General features: G+C 35.2%; 15 protein-coding genes, 1 tRNA gene and 2 pseudogenes. 9 read left to right on the top strand and 9 right to left on the bottom strand.

The window, feature by feature from the left end; genetic code table 11:
* The first annotated feature begins 33 nt into the window (after positions 1-33).
* Positions 34-186, top strand: coding sequence for a hypothetical protein (locus wVul_RS08990; RefSeq protein WP_153295635.1), 153 nt, complete (start codon positions 34-36; stop codon positions 184-186).
* Here wVul_RS08990 and wVul_RS10565 read toward each other — a convergent pair.
* Positions 183-988, bottom strand: a pseudogene (locus tag wVul_RS10565) (transposase). The gene wVul_RS08990 and the pseudogene wVul_RS10565 sit on opposite strands and share 4 nt — an antisense overlap.
* A 107-nt stretch (positions 989-1,095) precedes the next feature.
* Between wVul_RS10565 and wVul_RS09940 the strand changes: the two are divergent.
* Positions 1,096-1,666 (top strand): annotated as a pseudogene (locus wVul_RS09940) (IS5/IS1182 family transposase); the annotation flags it as partial.
* Positions 1,667-1,699: 33 nt separating this feature from the next.
* A complete protein-coding gene (locus wVul_RS06035) occupies positions 1,700-1,915 on the top strand; it encodes a hypothetical protein (RefSeq protein WP_238580430.1) in 216 nt (71 codons plus the stop codon).
* On the opposite strand, the gene wVul_RS06030 is transcribed toward wVul_RS06035, so the two are convergent.
* Entirely contained in the window at positions 1,891-2,481 is a 591-nt protein-coding gene (locus wVul_RS06030; RefSeq protein WP_047759573.1) for a nitroreductase family protein, read from the bottom strand. The genes wVul_RS06035 and wVul_RS06030 overlap by 25 nt on opposite strands.
* A gap of 85 nt (positions 2,482-2,566) precedes the next feature.
* On the opposite strand from wVul_RS06030, the gene wVul_RS06025 reads away from it, so the two are divergent.
* The 6 genes from wVul_RS06025 (at position 2,567) to petA (ending at position 8,094) form a co-directional block, all read left to right on the top strand.
* The gene (locus wVul_RS06025; RefSeq protein ID WP_047759572.1) at positions 2,567-3,094 is read left to right on the top strand and encodes a biotin transporter BioY; all 528 of its coding nucleotides are present in this window, start codon (positions 2,567-2,569) and stop codon (positions 3,092-3,094) included.
* Complete coding sequence (locus wVul_RS06020) at positions 3,091-3,501, top strand: DUF1284 domain-containing protein (protein ID WP_047759571.1); 411 nt, start codon at positions 3,091-3,093, stop codon at positions 3,499-3,501. The genes wVul_RS06025 and wVul_RS06020 overlap by 4 nt, the downstream gene beginning before the upstream one ends.
* Positions 3,502-3,644: 143 nt before the next feature.
* Positions 3,645-4,511: a tetratricopeptide repeat protein gene (locus tag wVul_RS06015; RefSeq protein ID WP_047759570.1), complete on the top strand. Its 867-nt coding sequence runs from the start codon at positions 3,645-3,647 to the stop codon at positions 4,509-4,511.
* 64 nt (positions 4,512-4,575) lie between these two features.
* Positions 4,576-4,648, top strand: a tRNA-Val gene (locus wVul_RS06010).
* Positions 4,649-4,699: 51 nt separating this feature from the next.
* On the top strand, positions 4,700-7,402 hold the full coding sequence (gene gyrA / locus wVul_RS06005) for a DNA topoisomerase (ATP-hydrolyzing) subunit A (RefSeq protein ID WP_047759569.1): 2,703 nt from the start codon (positions 4,700-4,702) through the stop codon (positions 7,400-7,402).
* Between the two features lie 92 nt (positions 7,403-7,494).
* Positions 7,495-8,094 (top strand): ubiquinol-cytochrome c reductase iron-sulfur subunit, encoded by a 600-nt coding sequence (petA, locus tag wVul_RS06000; RefSeq protein WP_047759568.1) that lies wholly within the window; start codon positions 7,495-7,497, stop codon positions 8,092-8,094.
* A 522-nt stretch (positions 8,095-8,616) separates the two neighbouring features.
* On the opposite strand, the gene wVul_RS05995 is transcribed toward petA, so the two are convergent.
* From wVul_RS05995 to mnmG, 7 genes are all read right to left on the bottom strand, one after another.
* The gene (locus wVul_RS05995) at positions 8,617-8,892 is read right to left on the bottom strand and encodes a type II toxin-antitoxin system RelE family toxin (protein WP_047759567.1); all 276 of its coding nucleotides are present in this window, start codon (positions 8,890-8,892) and stop codon (positions 8,617-8,619) included.
* Positions 8,883-9,098 carry a hypothetical protein gene (locus wVul_RS05990; RefSeq protein ID WP_047759566.1) on the bottom strand — a complete coding sequence of 72 codons (216 nt, stop codon included), beginning with the start codon at positions 9,096-9,098 and terminating at the stop codon, positions 8,883-8,885. The genes wVul_RS05995 and wVul_RS05990 overlap by 10 nt, the downstream gene beginning before the upstream one ends.
* A 1,110-nt stretch (positions 9,099-10,208) precedes the next feature.
* Positions 10,209-10,991: an SDR family oxidoreductase gene (locus tag wVul_RS05985; protein ID WP_047759565.1), complete on the bottom strand. Its 783-nt coding sequence runs from the start codon at positions 10,989-10,991 to the stop codon at positions 10,209-10,211.
* A gap of 5 nt (positions 10,992-10,996) precedes the next feature.
* A complete protein-coding gene (locus wVul_RS05980) occupies positions 10,997-11,641 on the bottom strand; it encodes an alpha/beta hydrolase (RefSeq protein WP_047759564.1) in 645 nt (214 codons plus the stop codon).
* Between the two features lie 107 nt (positions 11,642-11,748).
* Complete coding sequence (locus tag wVul_RS05975; protein WP_047759563.1) at positions 11,749-12,114, bottom strand: hypothetical protein; 366 nt, start codon at positions 12,112-12,114, stop codon at positions 11,749-11,751.
* 101 nt (positions 12,115-12,215) lie between these two features.
* Positions 12,216-14,021, bottom strand: a complete 1,806-nt coding sequence (locus tag wVul_RS05970) for an aminopeptidase P family protein (protein ID WP_047759562.1) — start codon at positions 14,019-14,021, stop codon at positions 12,216-12,218.
* Between the two features lie 132 nt (positions 14,022-14,153).
* Positions 14,154-16,169 (bottom strand): tRNA uridine-5-carboxymethylaminomethyl(34) synthesis enzyme MnmG, encoded by a 2,016-nt coding sequence (mnmG, locus tag wVul_RS05965; RefSeq protein ID WP_047759561.1) that lies wholly within the window; start codon positions 16,167-16,169, stop codon positions 14,154-14,156.
* Positions 16,170-16,171: the final 2 nt, after the last annotated feature.

Here is a 16,171-nt window from a genome sequence, read left to right as displayed (position 1 = left end):
TAGGATGAAGTTTTAGTATCCATTCAGATGCATGTGAAACGCAGTGCTCCCTTTCTTGTCATCCCAGTGCTTGGCACTGGGATGGTTTTGTTGCATAGCACTTCATGTGGTGGTGGTTTACGACAAATTCATGTAACTATTTCAAATTTAGTTATGCCAATATCAGTAAATTTATTGAGCAATTAGCATTTTATTAGCAATTCTTTTTCTCGATTTATCTCAGATTTATTTTTGAAACTAAATCCAAATATTTGCTTTAATCTATAGAAAAATGCTTCAATATAAGACCGTGTTCCATACTTAACTTTTTTCTTCCATTTTTTAATACCATATTTATAGTTCTCATATTCTACTTGTTTCTTTCTGATAAGTAGTCAGCTCTAGTATCCTTCCTAGGCCGAATAACAGGTATAATGTTGTATTTCCTGCATTCTTTATACACACTTCTTATATCATAAGCTGCATCTGCTCGAATAGAATATACTTATCACTTAACACATCACAGACCGATAAATAGTCCGGAAATTAGTATGCTTATTGCTTTCTTATCGTTTATGTTTAAAACAACGTGTAGTTTTCTTACTTGATCATAACGATTGTATTTTCTTTCTCGAATATTAAGTTTACTATGGCTACCATTGTTATTGTAGATACTAACTCTCGTGCTATCTATAGCAATTTCAATATTTTTCCAATCACATTTCTACGATCATCAATTTTCAAGTTTTGAATCTTCTGGAAGCTTGCGTGTAACCTTAAGGTTTTTGCATCATATAACCTTTTACAAAACCTACAGCTTGCCTTAGACCAATTCTAAAAAGAACATGTATTAGAATCACAACTTTATCACTATAAATGTACCCGCAACTCTTGGAGTGTTTGCATACCAATTTTCTATAGCTTCGCTGACAAAATAAAAAATATTTCCTCTCCCTTGAAGAAACTTATTATATTCACCATGATTACTGACTCTCATTTTTTGCGGCATGTTTTCATTAAAATGATTATTTTACTAAAATGTGTTGGTAACCATATATTTAACAAGAACCTTTCCTTTATTACCACCTTAAAATACTCTAGCTATGCAACAAAGCCATTCTGTATTATCAAACTTATATAACACACCGATTCTTGAGTAACTTGTATAACTCAAACATTTGCCGATTATTCAAGAAAATGGAACCACTTTTGGCTAAAAAAATCTCAATAAAAAAGGACAGGCCAGAAAGAATTTTGAAGATATTAGCAGATGTAACCAATACAACGGCCAAAAGATAGAAAAATTGTCTTATTCTGGAAAGAAAAGAGTAAACACAATGAAAGCAGAAATCGTTATAAAAGAAGATGGGCAAATTCTATCAGTGTCACACAGAGCACGATTTTAAGATACGAAAACAGGAAAAAATGTTGCCAAAAGAGAATGTAAAGTATGCAGATTCTGGGGTGGCAAAAATTGAGAGTAACGTTGTAATTCCACATAAAAGGTATCGGGCTGACGGATGATCAACAATCGGAAGCTGGTATCATTTAGGTAGAGCATAAAATCCGTGAAATTAAGATTTTATGTCGCATACCTATCGCAATTTTCAGAAGAAATACAACATGAATAATTGCTGATCTGGTAAACCTCAGACATGGGTTTTTATTGATCCTGCTGTTCGCCTAACTCATGCTGAAATTAGTTGCATACCGTTTCGCAGTGGGTCTTATTTTTAATTGGCACTTTGCTGTTTATGGCTTTCGAGAAGATATGTGGGACGGCATGGATTATGAATTGGGAAGTAAAAAGCTTCTATGGAAAGACTGGCAAACAATTGAAGAGGGTAGAATGAAAAAGCATTATTTACCAGATAATCCAATTTTTAAGATATTAAGAGAAGAATGGTCAAGTCAGCTCGCTGGCCATTCGTCATAAAAAAATATTTCTTCTATTGGCTTTCTTTTTTTTTCTTTGATTTCAGCACCCTCTTCTTCGTAACCAACTGCTATTACTGACATTACATTAAAATCACCGGATATATCGAACTCTTTCACTATTTTATCTCTATCAAAACCGCCCATTTGGTGGGCCATTAAGTTCATAGCTGCAGCTTGTAGCATAAGTCCATAATTCGCTGCGCCAGTATCGTGATTAGCCCAAAAATTTTCACCTTTATCAGATTTACGGAAATTCCTAGCGCTTAGAGATATAATTAGTATTTGTGCATCTTTTGCCCACTTTTGATTAGATTCATCAAGGCAATTGAGCAATTTTTTCCATGCGTTTTGATTGCTCTGTTTATTGCATATCATATATCTCCAAGGTTCATCACCAAAACACGAGGGTGTTAGCCTTACAGCTTCTATTAAAATATCCATTTCTTTCTGAGATATTGCTCTTGTATGATCGTATGAACGTCCGCTGTGTCTTGTTTTCATCAACGATAATAGATCTTGTGGTTTACTTATCATTTTTAATTTTATAGTGCATAAATAATTCATTGTAGCGCAATACAAGCAAAATTTAAATTGCAAAACCTCTTACACATATATATTACATTTAATAAGTTATTTTTATTGGGAAGGTATGTTTATAACACAATCTAGCAGTAGGTCAACGCTGGCTGAAATATTGTCTTGCGTTTTACTTTTGTTCTTGACGGCTCAAATAAGCATACCATTGCAGCCTGTACCTATCACATTGCAAACTTTAGGAGTGATGCTTATTGGGCTTAAATTTAATCGCAGAACAGCGTTTTATTCCGTACTTACGTATATGTTACTTGGTGCAGCAGGGTTGCCTGTCCTTGCAAGTTTTTCTGGTGGGTATCACATTTTTCTCGGGCCAACAGGTGGGTATTTAATTGGCTTTTTAGCTGCAGTGATGGTGATGAGTAGAGTAAATGAACTTTTAAACTCTAAATGTGAATCACTTGTACGTAATTCTTTAAGTTGCCTAGCTGGTACAGTTGTAATCTTTGTTTGTGGTGTTAGTTGGCTTGCTATTTACGTAGGTCTGGAACAAGCAATAATGGTAGGCGTTTTACCATTTATCCTTCCTGGTTTGGTAAAAATTTTTCTACTTGTAGCGGCTTTGCAGTATTTGAAAAAGTGATAAGGTTTCGTCCTCATCATTTCATGTGCACTCTTGCATTTCAGGGATATGGGTATTCTCAGGGTTTTGTAGAAAATTATAAAAAGATAGCAAGTGAAATGGTTAGTGATTCCAACACTCAAATCAAAGTGGTCGGCAATCTTGATAGTATTTGTAGTGCTTGCCCAAACCAGACTAAACAAGGTAAATGCACCACACAAGCTAAAGTTTTAGAGCTAGATAGAAGGCATATGGAAATTTTAGGAATAAAAATTGGCGAGACTTTGACCTGGAGTGAAGCGGTAGAAAAGATTAGAGAGAAAATGTCTTTAAAGAAATTTGACTACGCATGTGAGGGGTGCAACTGGCAGCCATATGGAATATGTAAGAATGCTCTTTTAAATTGTCATGCTTACAAAGGTAGTTGACAAAATGTTAAGATAAATTGAAGTACTTTCATGAAAATGAGGCAAATATGAAGTACAAAAATGCATTCTAAATAGTGTCTGCCAATTAATAATATCTTTATTATTATATTAGATAAGTAATTTAGCATTTATGAATTTGTAATGTGTTGCGTATAGTTCAAAGAAATAAGGTTTACTGGTTACACGCTGCAGCCAATCCCACAACACTAGGACCTATGTTGATCTGCATGTTAATTTGCGTTGTAATTTTATGGAGGTCTTCTGTTACCTATGCTAGTGAAAATTTGGAAATACAAAAGGCCCTCGATAATGTTGTCAAGAATATAAAAGCTGATAAAAAATATAAAGATCTTGATGTTATTGAGAGAAAAAGTGACAAATTTAATATCAAAATTTCGCAGAATTTTGGCAAGAATTTTGACATATACTCTATTTTAAAAAAAGCAAAAGATTCCTTTGAGTTGGGAGATAATGAGACAGCTATTTCTCTCCTTAATCAGATTATCGCAAAATTTCCTTATCATAAAAGTGCTTTAATTGGACTAGGGAATATTTATTACACTAATAAAGAATACAAAAAAGCTGTAGAGATTTACACAAAACTGTTAAAAGAATACTCTAGTACCCCTTATATATTAAAAAATTTTCTGACGATAATCTCACAATATGATCCTGATTTGGCATTGAGTGAAATGTTGAAATTATATGATATACACAAGAATTACGCTCCTTTATCAGCAAATTTAGGTCTGATCTATATGAAAAAAGAGGATTATATAAAAGCTAGAGAATATATGACAGAAGCAATTTCTCTCGATCAAAACAATATTTTTTATACCTATAATTTAGCTGTTATTCTAGATAAACTCTCAGATTTTAAAAATGCTGCAGCATTTTATTTAAAGTTGTTGAACATGTCAAAAAATGCAAGTGAGAGAATACCTTTACACAAGGTAGCAGCAAGACTGAAATTTATAAAACTCCACAGTGCGCACTCAGCGATTTCATAAGAGGTACTTGCATCGCTATTTTTGTTTACAACAACAACATTGAACTATAGAATTGTATCTAGAGGGGCAATTAGCTCAGCTGGTAGAGCATCTCGTTTACACCGAGGAGGTCGGCAGTTCAAGTCTGTCATTGCCCATTAGTCTAGCTGAATGTTAGTATTACAATTATTTCAATCAAAGTATAAAAAATGCAAGACAATATAGTACCAGTTTCGATAGTAAAAGAGCTAGAAGATTCTTATCTCTCCTATGCAATGAGTGTAATCATAAGCCGAGCTATACCTGATGTGCGAGATGGATTTAAACCTGTACATAGGCGTATATTATATGCAATGTCGAGAGCTGGATTCGATGCCGGTAAGCCATATAAAAAGGCAGCTCGTATAGTTGGGGACGTAATGGGAAAATATCACCCACATGGTGATGCAGCTATTTATGATTCCTTGGTCAGGATGGCTCAAGATTTTTCTCTTCTTTTACCGCTCATTGATGGGCAAGGTAACTTTGGTTCGATAGATGGAGATCCGCCAGCTTCAATGCGATACACAGAAGCAAGGCTTCAAAAAGTGTCGCACTTTTTACTGAATGATATTGATGAAGATACAGTTGATTTTAGGGCAAACTACGACGGAAATGAAACGGAGCCTGTCGTATTGCCGGCAGAATTTCCGAATCTATTGGTAAACGGTGCAAATGGTATTGCAGTTGGTATGGCAACCAATATTCCTTCTCATAATCTTGGCGAGATAGTTGATGCTTGCATGTTATATATAGATAACCCTGAAGTTACTCTAGATGAATTGCTTGAAGTAATACCAGGGCCTGATTTTCCAACAGGTGGAACGATTCTTGGCAGATCTGGAATAAGATCAGCGTTTGCTAAAGGCCGAGGTTCGATTGTCGTGCAGGGTAAAACCCATATAGAAAATCTGCCACAAGATAGGCAAGCGATAGTTATTGATGAGATACCCTACCAAGTAAATAAAGTAAGATTAATTGAGAAAATAGGTGAGCTCGTAAAAGAAAAAAGAATTGAGGGCATAACAGAAATTAGGGATGAGTCTGATAAGTCTGGTATCAGGGTAGTAATTGATCTCAAAAAAAACACTGAAGCAGATTTTATATTGAATCAAATACTAGGACTTACTTCTCTGAGAAGTAGCTTTAGCGTTAATACTTTAGTTCTGAACAACAACAGACCTACTTTGATGTCATTGAAAGAAATCATAGCTGCTTTTATTGATTTTAGAAAAGAAGTACTACTCAGGAGAACAGGGTTTCATCTAAGAAAAACGAGAGAAAGAGCTCATATATACATAGGGCTCTATATTGCGGTCCTCAGCATAGATGAAGTGATAAAAATCATCCGTGGTGCAAAAGATCCTGAAGAAGCAAGCAGAGAGCTTTTAAACAAGAAATGGAAAACCTCAGCTGAAATAAACGCAATTATTGAGCTAATCTCAGATAGCACGAGCTTTTTGAAAGACGGAGTGTATAGATTAACTGAACTACAAACGAAAGCTATTCTTGACATAAAATTGCAACGTTTAACAGGCCTTGAAAAAGACAAATTAGAAACTGAGCTAAATTCAATGATCAACTTGATAAAAGAATATATTGCTTTTCTTGGCTCAGAAGAGAAATTAATGCAAGAAATAAAAAACAATTTACAAGAAATAAAGAATAGATTTGCCGTACCACGAAAAACTGCAATAGAAGAATCAGATATGGACATTGAAGCTGAAGATCTAATTCTACAAGAGGATATGGTAGTGACCGTAACTATGAATGGTTACATCAAACGTGTTAAGCTCTCTCACTATAGAACCCAGCATCGTGGTGGAAAAGGAAAGCTAGGACAAGGATTAAAAGAGGAGGACATAATCACAAAATTATTTGTTGGAAATACTCATACTAGTCTTTTATTCTTTTCTAATACCGGTCGAGTTTACAGATTAAAAGTTTATAAACTGCCTCTTGCAGAGCCAACTGCACGTGGAAGAGCGCTTGTTAATATATTTCCGCTTAGCGATGGTGAAACAATAACTAATATAATGCCATTACCAAGTGAAAATGACGAAAATCAAAACATAGTTTTTGCTACTGCTCATGGAAACATAAGGCGTAACTCCTTAACAGACTTTCACTACATTCCAAGCAATGGAAAAATAGCAATAAAGCTCGACGAAGGGGACAAATTAATATCAGTTAAAGTATGTAGCGAAATTGATCATGTTCTACTTTCAACAACACTTGGAAAAAGCATCAGATTTGTTGTAAACGATGTGCGTCAATTTAAGAGTCGCAATTCAGATGGCGTAAGAGGTATCAAACTTGCAAAAAGTGACAGTGTGATATCCATGACCATACTAAATGGCATAGGTATTGCAACAGAAGCAAAAGAACTTTACTTAAGAGTTCCGCTTGCAAAAAGACTGGAAGCTGCAACCAACAATTCAATTGATTCTAAATTAGAAAAAACTTTGAATGATTTAGGAATAGATAATGAATTATTCTTAAAACTCGCAGTGAATGAGGAGTTCATATTAACTATTACTGAAAATGGCTTCGGTAAAAGAACTTCTGCATATGAGTATAGGATAACCAATAGGGGCGGTTCTGGTGTTGTCAATATTTCTACTACTAGCAAAAAAGGTAATGTTGTTGCTAGTTTTCCAGTTGAGCTGGATGACAATATAATGCTTATTACAGACAAAGGGAAGTTAATTCGCATTTCAGTCAACGAAATTAGAATTGCAGGACGTAGTACTCAGGGAGTCACTCTCTTTAAAACAGAAAGTAGAGAAAAGGTGGTGTCAGTGGCAAAAATTGAAGATCCTGATTCCACTAAAGATAGTATTTCTGAAGTTGAAAATTCTATTTCTTCTTAATTGTAATAAAGGCTAAGCAAACAGTGCAAATTTCTGTTGATTAATCTATAGTATTTAAATTAAAATATATATATATGGTCAAGTAGAGATTGATGGGTAAGAAATTAACTAAAAATAAAAAATCATTGACAAATGAGAAGAATAAAAAAACACTTCCTGTTAAAGATCTTACCAGAAATAAGAGTAGAAGAGATTTTATAACGTTAACTACGTGCGCCATGGCAGGTATAGGAGCTGCAAGCGGTCTTTGGCCGCTGGTTAAGTCTATGAGCCCTTCTGCTGAGGTTTTAGCAATATCTACGGTTGAGGTTAATCTATCTGATATTCAAGAAGGGCAAGGAAAAAAAGTAAAATGGCAAGGTAAACCAGTATTTATTCGCAGACGTACAAAACAAGAGATTGAGGCTGCAAGAGCCATAAATGCAGAAAGTTTGAGAGATCCTGAGTCAGACGAAAAAAGAGTATACAAAGGGAAAGATGAATGGTTAATTATGATTGGAATATGTACCCATCTTGGATGTGTACCAGTTAATCACGCCACAAAAGACGGCAACGGTTGGTTCTGCCCTTGTCACGGTTCATATTATGACACATCAGGCCGAGTGATTGGCGGTCCTGCACCAAAAAATATGGCTATACCTGACTACTTTTTTCCAAGTGAAAATGTTGTAGTAATTGGCAAGAAAGCTTAACACATAGAAAAGTGGCTAATGTACAAATAAAGCGCGTAGCTGTACGAATAAAGGTTATTTCCTCGGTATAAAAGATCCATATTCTGGTTCTGCTGATTATTCAATTGATTTGCTAAGTGAGAAGAAGCAGACATACTCGTAGCAGTTTTGCGGCCTGCAGAGCCATGTATAGTGCTATTTGCTAATTGGAAGGCAAGCACATCCTTCCTTTAAACCACCAGTTATGGTGTCAAGCTGCTCTATTCCTGTTGTTATTCCTTCTATTCCACTCGTGTTTGCAAGTAGTTTATTGTTTTATAGTCTTTGAGATAATCAAATATTGGTCTCTGAGCCCTCCTTCCTCTTTACCTTAAACCGGAGACTCCTCAAACTCAAGATCTTGTTTTCGTCACCTCTCCCAATGAGTTATATATATAACTCATAGTGGGGGATAGCCAAAAAAATGAGTTATTTTTGAGCTGAGCGAAGCCGCCTAAGGTGAAGAGCAAGGAGGGTTGTATAATAATATATTTGAGTTTATATTTATTTTTTATAAATATCACATCTATGTCCTATCTCTGTGATAGTCACTATATGCTCTAATTGATTTACCCTGTAAATTATACGGTACTCACCAACTCTTAGCCTTCTACGTCCTTTTAAGTTATGATATAGTGGTTCACCAAAATTCATTGGATCAACTGTAAGACGTTCTTTTATAGCCTTTTGAATTCTTAGCCTTATTGTCTTTGGAAGGTTTGGTAAATCTCTCTCAACAACACTCTTGAGGGACTTAACTTTATAATGCTCTAATCCCACTTAATATCTTCAAGATCAATTGTTTCTGCACCTTCAACATCACGCTCATCAGAAATTTTAGACACTAAAAAATCCTCAATTTCAAGCTCGATTGCTTCTTTGAGTAGTTTCTCTGCTAATTCTTGAGCAGGTTGCTTAGTAAGTTCAGATAATTCAGCAAGATGCTGTAAAGTTTCTTTACTGAAAGCTATATTAGCGTTTGCCATAAGTTTTACCAAAGTCTACTAATAATTATACAACATCTTCCTGAAATTTTCAATAAAGAAAACATATCTGATCTGAAAAGTAATTATACTATAATTAACATAATATTAATGCTTATATGTTAAAATTATATTGATTTTTTAATTAAGGAGTATATTATGGTAGAATATAGGTATAGCGGGAACCCTTTAAAGTGCGTCAACGATTGTCGTACAGATTTCTCGAACCATCAAGAAATAGGAAAACTGACGGATTGCGTTAAAGAGTGTCAAGCTACTCATTTTAAATTTCCCCCATCTCATTTAGAAGAGCCAACACCTATTAAGTGATATATTAATAGATATTAGAGATAATTTCTATGATCTTGCAAAGGATTTCCATGATCTTGCAAATTCAGTGTCTGTTCTGTAGCAGATACAGGTTTAATATCAAAAAAATGTGAGGCTTCTTTTGTACTCTATTCTTCTGAAATTTTCAATAAAGAACTATATTGACAAGTAATTACAGACTTAGTATATAGCTTTTGCTGATGTTAAGGAGAAATGACACAGACTAAGTATAGTATTGCAAGACATCAAATGTTAGTAAGTTAGTCTACTTTGAGGAATTTCAAGATATAAGTTTAGCAATTAATAAAGAAAAGCTTCTAAAGGTATCTGTTCAGATTCATGTGAAACCAGTGCTTCTTTTCTTGTCATCCCAGTGCTTGACACTGGGATCCAGATTGACGAAAACGCTCTACAACGTTTTTTGTGAAAAAGGACTGGATGCCAGTGTCAAGCACTGACCATTTGTTTCTACGTTTTTGTCTATCTTATTTTGCCACCCTGCTGAACGGATACTTCTAAAGAGCTGGCAGAGAAAATGGAAAACAAACCAAGAATGGAAAAATTTATATGATGAAATCATATCTGGATTCCAGTACTTGAATGACACCCATTTCTTTCCAGTGCTTCCTTTCTTGTTATCTCAGTTTCCATCATGTCATCCCAGTACTGGGATCCAGATTGACGAAAGCGCTCTTACAACGTTTTTTGCCAGTATCAGCTACTTTCATGACAACCATTTGTTCCCATAGTTGTCGTCTACCTTATTTTGCCACCCTGCTGCAATTATTTTCTCCATTCTGATGTATGTAAGCTTTTTAATCCCATCTTGTAATCAGGATAAATTAGAGAGATATCAAGATCTTTTTTAATTTTAGTATTACTCACTTTTTTTGATCCTAAATAAAAACTCTGCACATAATCTGGCAAGGAAGTTGGCTCTGGAGGGCTAATATTGAGAAGCTCGGCTGCATACATTACCACTTCTGATTGCGTAGCAGGTAAGTCATCCGCACAATTGTATATTTCACAAGGCTTTATATTTTGCATGGAAGAAAATAAAATATTCGATATATCTTCAACGTGAATACGAGAAAAAATTTTTTTCACATTTCTTGCTTTGCCAAGCTGTAAGTCAATTAACGCATTTCTACCAGGGCCATATATTCCAGCCAAACGGAAAATATGCACAGGTAATTTGCTATTTAGCCACTTCTTTTCAGAATCAAGGCGCTTTTCTCCTCTGATTTCTATAGGTTTTGTTTCAGATTCCTCATTCACCCAATTACCACAGTGGTCACCATAAACGTTAGTTGCAGACAAATAACCCACCCATTTTACGTTTTGCAGACCATATCTTTCCACAATATCATCGCCGTCTGGAGGAATAGAAATTAAAACATGCGTTGCACTTTTAAGTAGATCTTGGTTGACTTTCTCATAATCAAAAAGAGTTACATTTTGTATACTTTTATTTCTTGATGTACCGCTAACTTTCCAACCTAAGTTCAGTAGTTTTTTCGATAGAAATTTAGCTACATATCCATAGCCAAAGCAAAATAAGTGCATGGAAATTAATTTTTAAAATTCTTTTTGATAAATTCTACCCCTAACTTTATTCCCTCTTCATTAATAATATGCCCTAATCCATGAATTGGGTATCCTTCAACATTTACTCCATTTTCTTCCAGAGCTTTAACCGCTAAGTCAAGGGACGAAAAAGGTACCACATCATCAGCGTCACCATGAATAACACATATGCTAGGTTTTGATTTGATCTGCGGTGCAGTTTTTGAAGGCGAAAGAAATCTACCAGAATAGGCAACAACTGACGCACAAGACTGAAGCCGGGTAAGAGCTACATTTATTGCAAGCATTGCCCCTTGAGAAAATCCAACTAAAGAAAGCTGCGTATCTTTTAAACTAAGTTCCTTTAATTTTGTATCAATAAAATGACTTACAATTGATGTGGCATTTTTTACCCCACTATATAGTGCTTCCTCACTACGATCTTCTAAGCTAAACCACTGATAACCATCACCTATTTCTCTCTTAAACGGAGCATTGGGAACTACTAAATATGAATCAGGCAAAAACTTGCTCATAACTTTAGCAAGGTGAGCGAAATTATCGCCACTTGAGCCCCAACCATGAAAAAAAATAATCAAATTTTTCTTATTTTCATCTGCACAAATTTCTTGGCTTTTAAGTTCAATCATCTCTTTATGTTTTTTTTAATGGCGATACCAAATTTCAGCCTCACTATTATTAAGCAAATTTGATATGAATAAATACTACTTGCGTAACCTTGATAACTAGAATAAAACTACTGAGCTTCAATTTTTTCTATCAATTTTTTGACCAAGCCTCTCAATCTTTTGCTAGAATCATCAAGCTCTTGAATTTGTGAAGCATCTTTTCTCATGAGCTCTTTGTGATTACTCTTTATGTAATCATACATTTCCTTCATCTGAGCAATCATCTTGTTGATATCCATATCACCCATATCAGGTATCATGCTAGGCATATTTCCTTCTAGCATACCACCAGCCATAAGTTGCTGAGACATTTGCATGAATGGCTTTAAGGTCTGTTGAAGCAAATTAGGGTCGCTTGCCAATTTTTCTATCTGCTCCTTGCAAGTATCCATGTACTGCTTCATAAATTCATCTTCTTGCACTTTGTCTGTCATAATTACACCTACTTGAAACCATATCTCTTAATTATATATTGTTTTAAATTAAAAACAATACAAAAACTACCATATTAATACTTAATTAAATAACAAATTATCTATTTTAAAGGGTAACACACTTTCTTTAACCATTCCTTATCTTTCATGCCATTTTTTAAATTTTCATAGACAAATTGATGGTAGATATTTATCCAGTTAATTTCATCTTCAGTAAGTATTTGCACATCTATTAGCCTTCTATCATACGGAACAGAGGTCAATTGTTTAAAGCTTAAGAAGCCATTTTCTCGCTTTTCAACATACATCAGATTTTCAATTCTTATTCCATACTTTCCTGGAATGTAGTAGCCAGGTTCATTAGAAAGTATCATTCCTGGCATAAGTTTCACTTTATTTCCCTTTGATATTGCTTGCGGTCCTTCATGCACTGAGAGATAACTTCCTACTCCATGCCCTGTACCATGCATGTAGTCCATTCCAAATTTCCATAAATGTATACGCGCTAATATATCCAACTCCCCACCAGTAGTGCCAGGGGGAAAGACCGCACTTGCTATCGCAATGTGAGCTTTTAGCACTGTTGTGTAGTGAGCTCGTTGCTCATTGGTTGGACTGCCAATTGCTATAGTTCTCGTAACATCGGTTGTGCCATCAAGGTACTGACCACCAGAGTCAATTAAATATAACCCTTCTTTTTGAATGACTTTATTTGTCTTATTATTTGCACGGTAATGAATAATTGCTCCATTTTCATTAAATGCAGAAATTGTTGGAAAACTTGGTTGCTTAAATAAATCCTGCTTTCTTCTATATTCTAAAATCTTCGCTTCAGCTTCGAGCTCAGTAATTTCATTGCCAATAAGCCAATGTAGAAAATTTGTAACTGCTACTCCATCTCGAATGTGTGCATTTATAGCTCCGGTTATTTCAATTTGATTTTTTATTGCTTTATGAATCAAACAAGGATCTTCTCTCTCAATTATCTGCTTATTTTCTATTAGACCTTTTTCATTACCTATTGTCATCCCAGTGCTTGACACTGGGATCCATACTTTTTTATTTCTGGATTCCAGCGTCACGCACTGGAATGACACCGAAGCTGATTTTTCATTTAAATAATGGTTATACAAGGGATCTATTGCATTCATAATGCTCATTGGAGTTGTGCTTGGATCTATCATTATTGAATCTAGCTTATGCAGTGAATTTTCTAGCTCACTAATATCAAAAATATTTATATGATTATCAAAATTTGCCTGCATAACTGAATGTTCTTTATCTCGAATAAATAAATCAACGTTGTCGTTTTTATACAATATAGCACGGCCGAATATACAAGGAGTATATTCAGCACTTTCATTTCTTAAATTTAATAACCATGAAATTGAATTTGGATCAGTCAGAAGCACTGCCTCAGTTTCTATGTTTTTAGCTACTCTTTCACATTTATCCTTACTACTCTCACCAGAATACTCAGCTGCGTGTGAAATTATCGTTTGTTTTTGATGACTATTTTTTCTTTCAATTGAATAGGATACTAGTTTACAAATACCTTCATATTTTCTTATTTCTTTTATAGTAAAATACTGTGGATAATAACCCAGTGAGGTAGTCAATGTTAAGTTTGCTTTTACCCACCTGTGTGGATCCTCTTCTTGTATATTATATATTTGAAAATTGTCTTGATCGAGTTGATTGTGAGCTTGTGTAATGTAGCGTCCATCTGTAAAAAATGGACACTTGTTGTTTTTTGTAACAATAAGTAGCCCATTTGTTCCTGTGAAGCCACATAACTTAGTTAGCTCCTCTGAATACTCATTTAAATACTCGTCTTTGGTATGCAACATAAATGCATCAACATTTATTTCGCGCATAAAAGAGCGAAATTCTTCGATTTTTGACATGATATTACCTCTAGACTTGAAAGATATTTGAAATTTTTAGGAAATTTTTGCTTAAAAAAGCAAGCCTACTATGGCAACACAGCTGCTTTAGACTATAATAATTAACAAAGCTACCTCTGTCAAGCAAAATCTTCAATTAGTAATTTTTCTATTTCTCAAACACACCAATATGCTAACTATCGCTGCTGGAGTGATGCCTTGTATTTGTTTCGCAATACCAATTGTTGCTGGCTTTATTGCTTGCAACTTTTCTATCACTTCACTGGACAGACCTTTAATCTGTGAATAGTTGAAATTAGTTGGAATTTGAGTACTCACTTCCTCTTGCAGAAACTTCATGTCTGCTTCTTGCCTGATTAAGTAAGGTCTGTATTTTGCTTCTATTGCAACTGCTTCACATATTTCATTTTTAGCTGTCCTATCAGTTATAGTGTTATTCCAGCACATGACGCTGGAATCCACATTTTTTTTAGTGTCAACTGCATCCGTTCTATCATCATTCAAGTACTGGATCCCAGTGTCAAGCACTGGGATGACAGGAAGAGGCACTTTGGTGTCATTCCAATGCGTAACCATGTTTAATTCTGGCCATATTTCTCGTAATTTATTCCAGTCAATATTTGGATAACCAAGTAAATCTAGTGCTGTTTTTCTTATTCCATCATAAGATATTTTAATACCATAAAACCTAAGTTGTTCAGGAGTAATTGTTAGGCTCTCCAATTTCTCCTCAAGTTGCTTAATAGACTTAAGTTTACTCTGTAAAACGGAGTATCTCTCATGCGACACAAGGGAGATATCATAACCTTTTTGTGTCAATCTTCTATCTGCATTATCTGACCTAATTGCTAGTCTATATTCTGCACGCGAGGTGAATAATCTGTAAGGTTCAGCTATCCCCTTAGTGACCAGATCATCTATCATTACACCGATGTATGAATCTGTACGATGGAGAACAAAAGATGCAGAAAGCGCTGCATTAATTCCAGCAATAATTCCTTGTCCTGCTGCTTCTTCATATCCAGTGGTACCATTAATTTGGCCAGCAAAGTAGAGACCTTTAATTTTCTTAGTTTCAAGAGTATGAAATAGCTCTCGTGGATCGATATAATCATACTCAACTGCATATCCAGGTCTTAATATTTCTGCATTTTCGAGCCCTTTAATACTCCTTATCATTTCACACTGCACCTTGATAGGCAATGAATTTGAAATTCCATTTGGATATATAGTGTTATCGTCAAGCCCCTCTGGTTCTAGAAATATTTGGTGACTATTTTTTTCTGCAAATTTTTTAACTTTAACTTCAATTGATGGGCAGTATCTTGGTGCAACAACATCATCTAAATGTGAAGAAGCCGACCTATGAAGATTCTCTCGAATTATTCTGTGCGTATTTTCATTAGTATGAGTAATAAAACATGAAACCTGAAGCTGGTTAATTTTCTCTGTGAGATAAGAAAACGGTGAAGGTGGGTTGTCGCCCACTTGCTCTTGTAATACCGACCAATTTATAGTGCCACGATCAAGCCTTGGTGGAGTTCCAGTACGCAGTCTACCTAGTTTGAAATTATATTTCTTCAGCGTATTTGCAAGCTCTACTGCAGGTTTATCTCCCATTCTCCCTGAAGGAGTTGCTTGCTCTCCTATATGAATCACACCACGTAAAAAAGTTCCTGTAGTCAAAACAACTTTACTTGTCAGTATACGTTCACCTGAGCTTGTTATTACAGCTTTTATATAAGACTCTCCGTTGCTATCGCTTTCTATAAGAAAATCTTCAACTGACTCTTCTTTTACCGTCAAATTGTCATAATTTAGAATAATTTCTTGTATTGCTTTTTTGTATAACTTTCGGTCTGCTTGTGCGCGTGGTCCCCATACCGCTGCACCTCTGCTACTATTTAAAATGACTGAGTGTATGCTTGCTCGGTCGATAGCCCTTCCCATTATTCCATCAAGAGCGTCTACTTCCCTAACTACAACACCCTTTGCAACCCCTCCAATTGCTGGATTGCAAGACATTTCCCCTATAGTTGAAATTTTATGGGTTATAAGTAGCGTGCTTGCACCAAGACGAGCTGCAGCTGCAGCTGCTTCACACCCAGCATGACCGCCACCTACTATCACTATGTCGTATTTATGCATTG

It is taken from the genome of Wolbachia endosymbiont of Armadillidium vulgare str. wVulC, from assembly GCF_001027565.1.
GTDB lineage: Bacteria > Pseudomonadota > Alphaproteobacteria > Rickettsiales > Anaplasmataceae > Wolbachia.
Note: the sequence above shows the minus strand (reverse complement) of the source record. Positions and strands in the feature narration are given on the sequence as shown.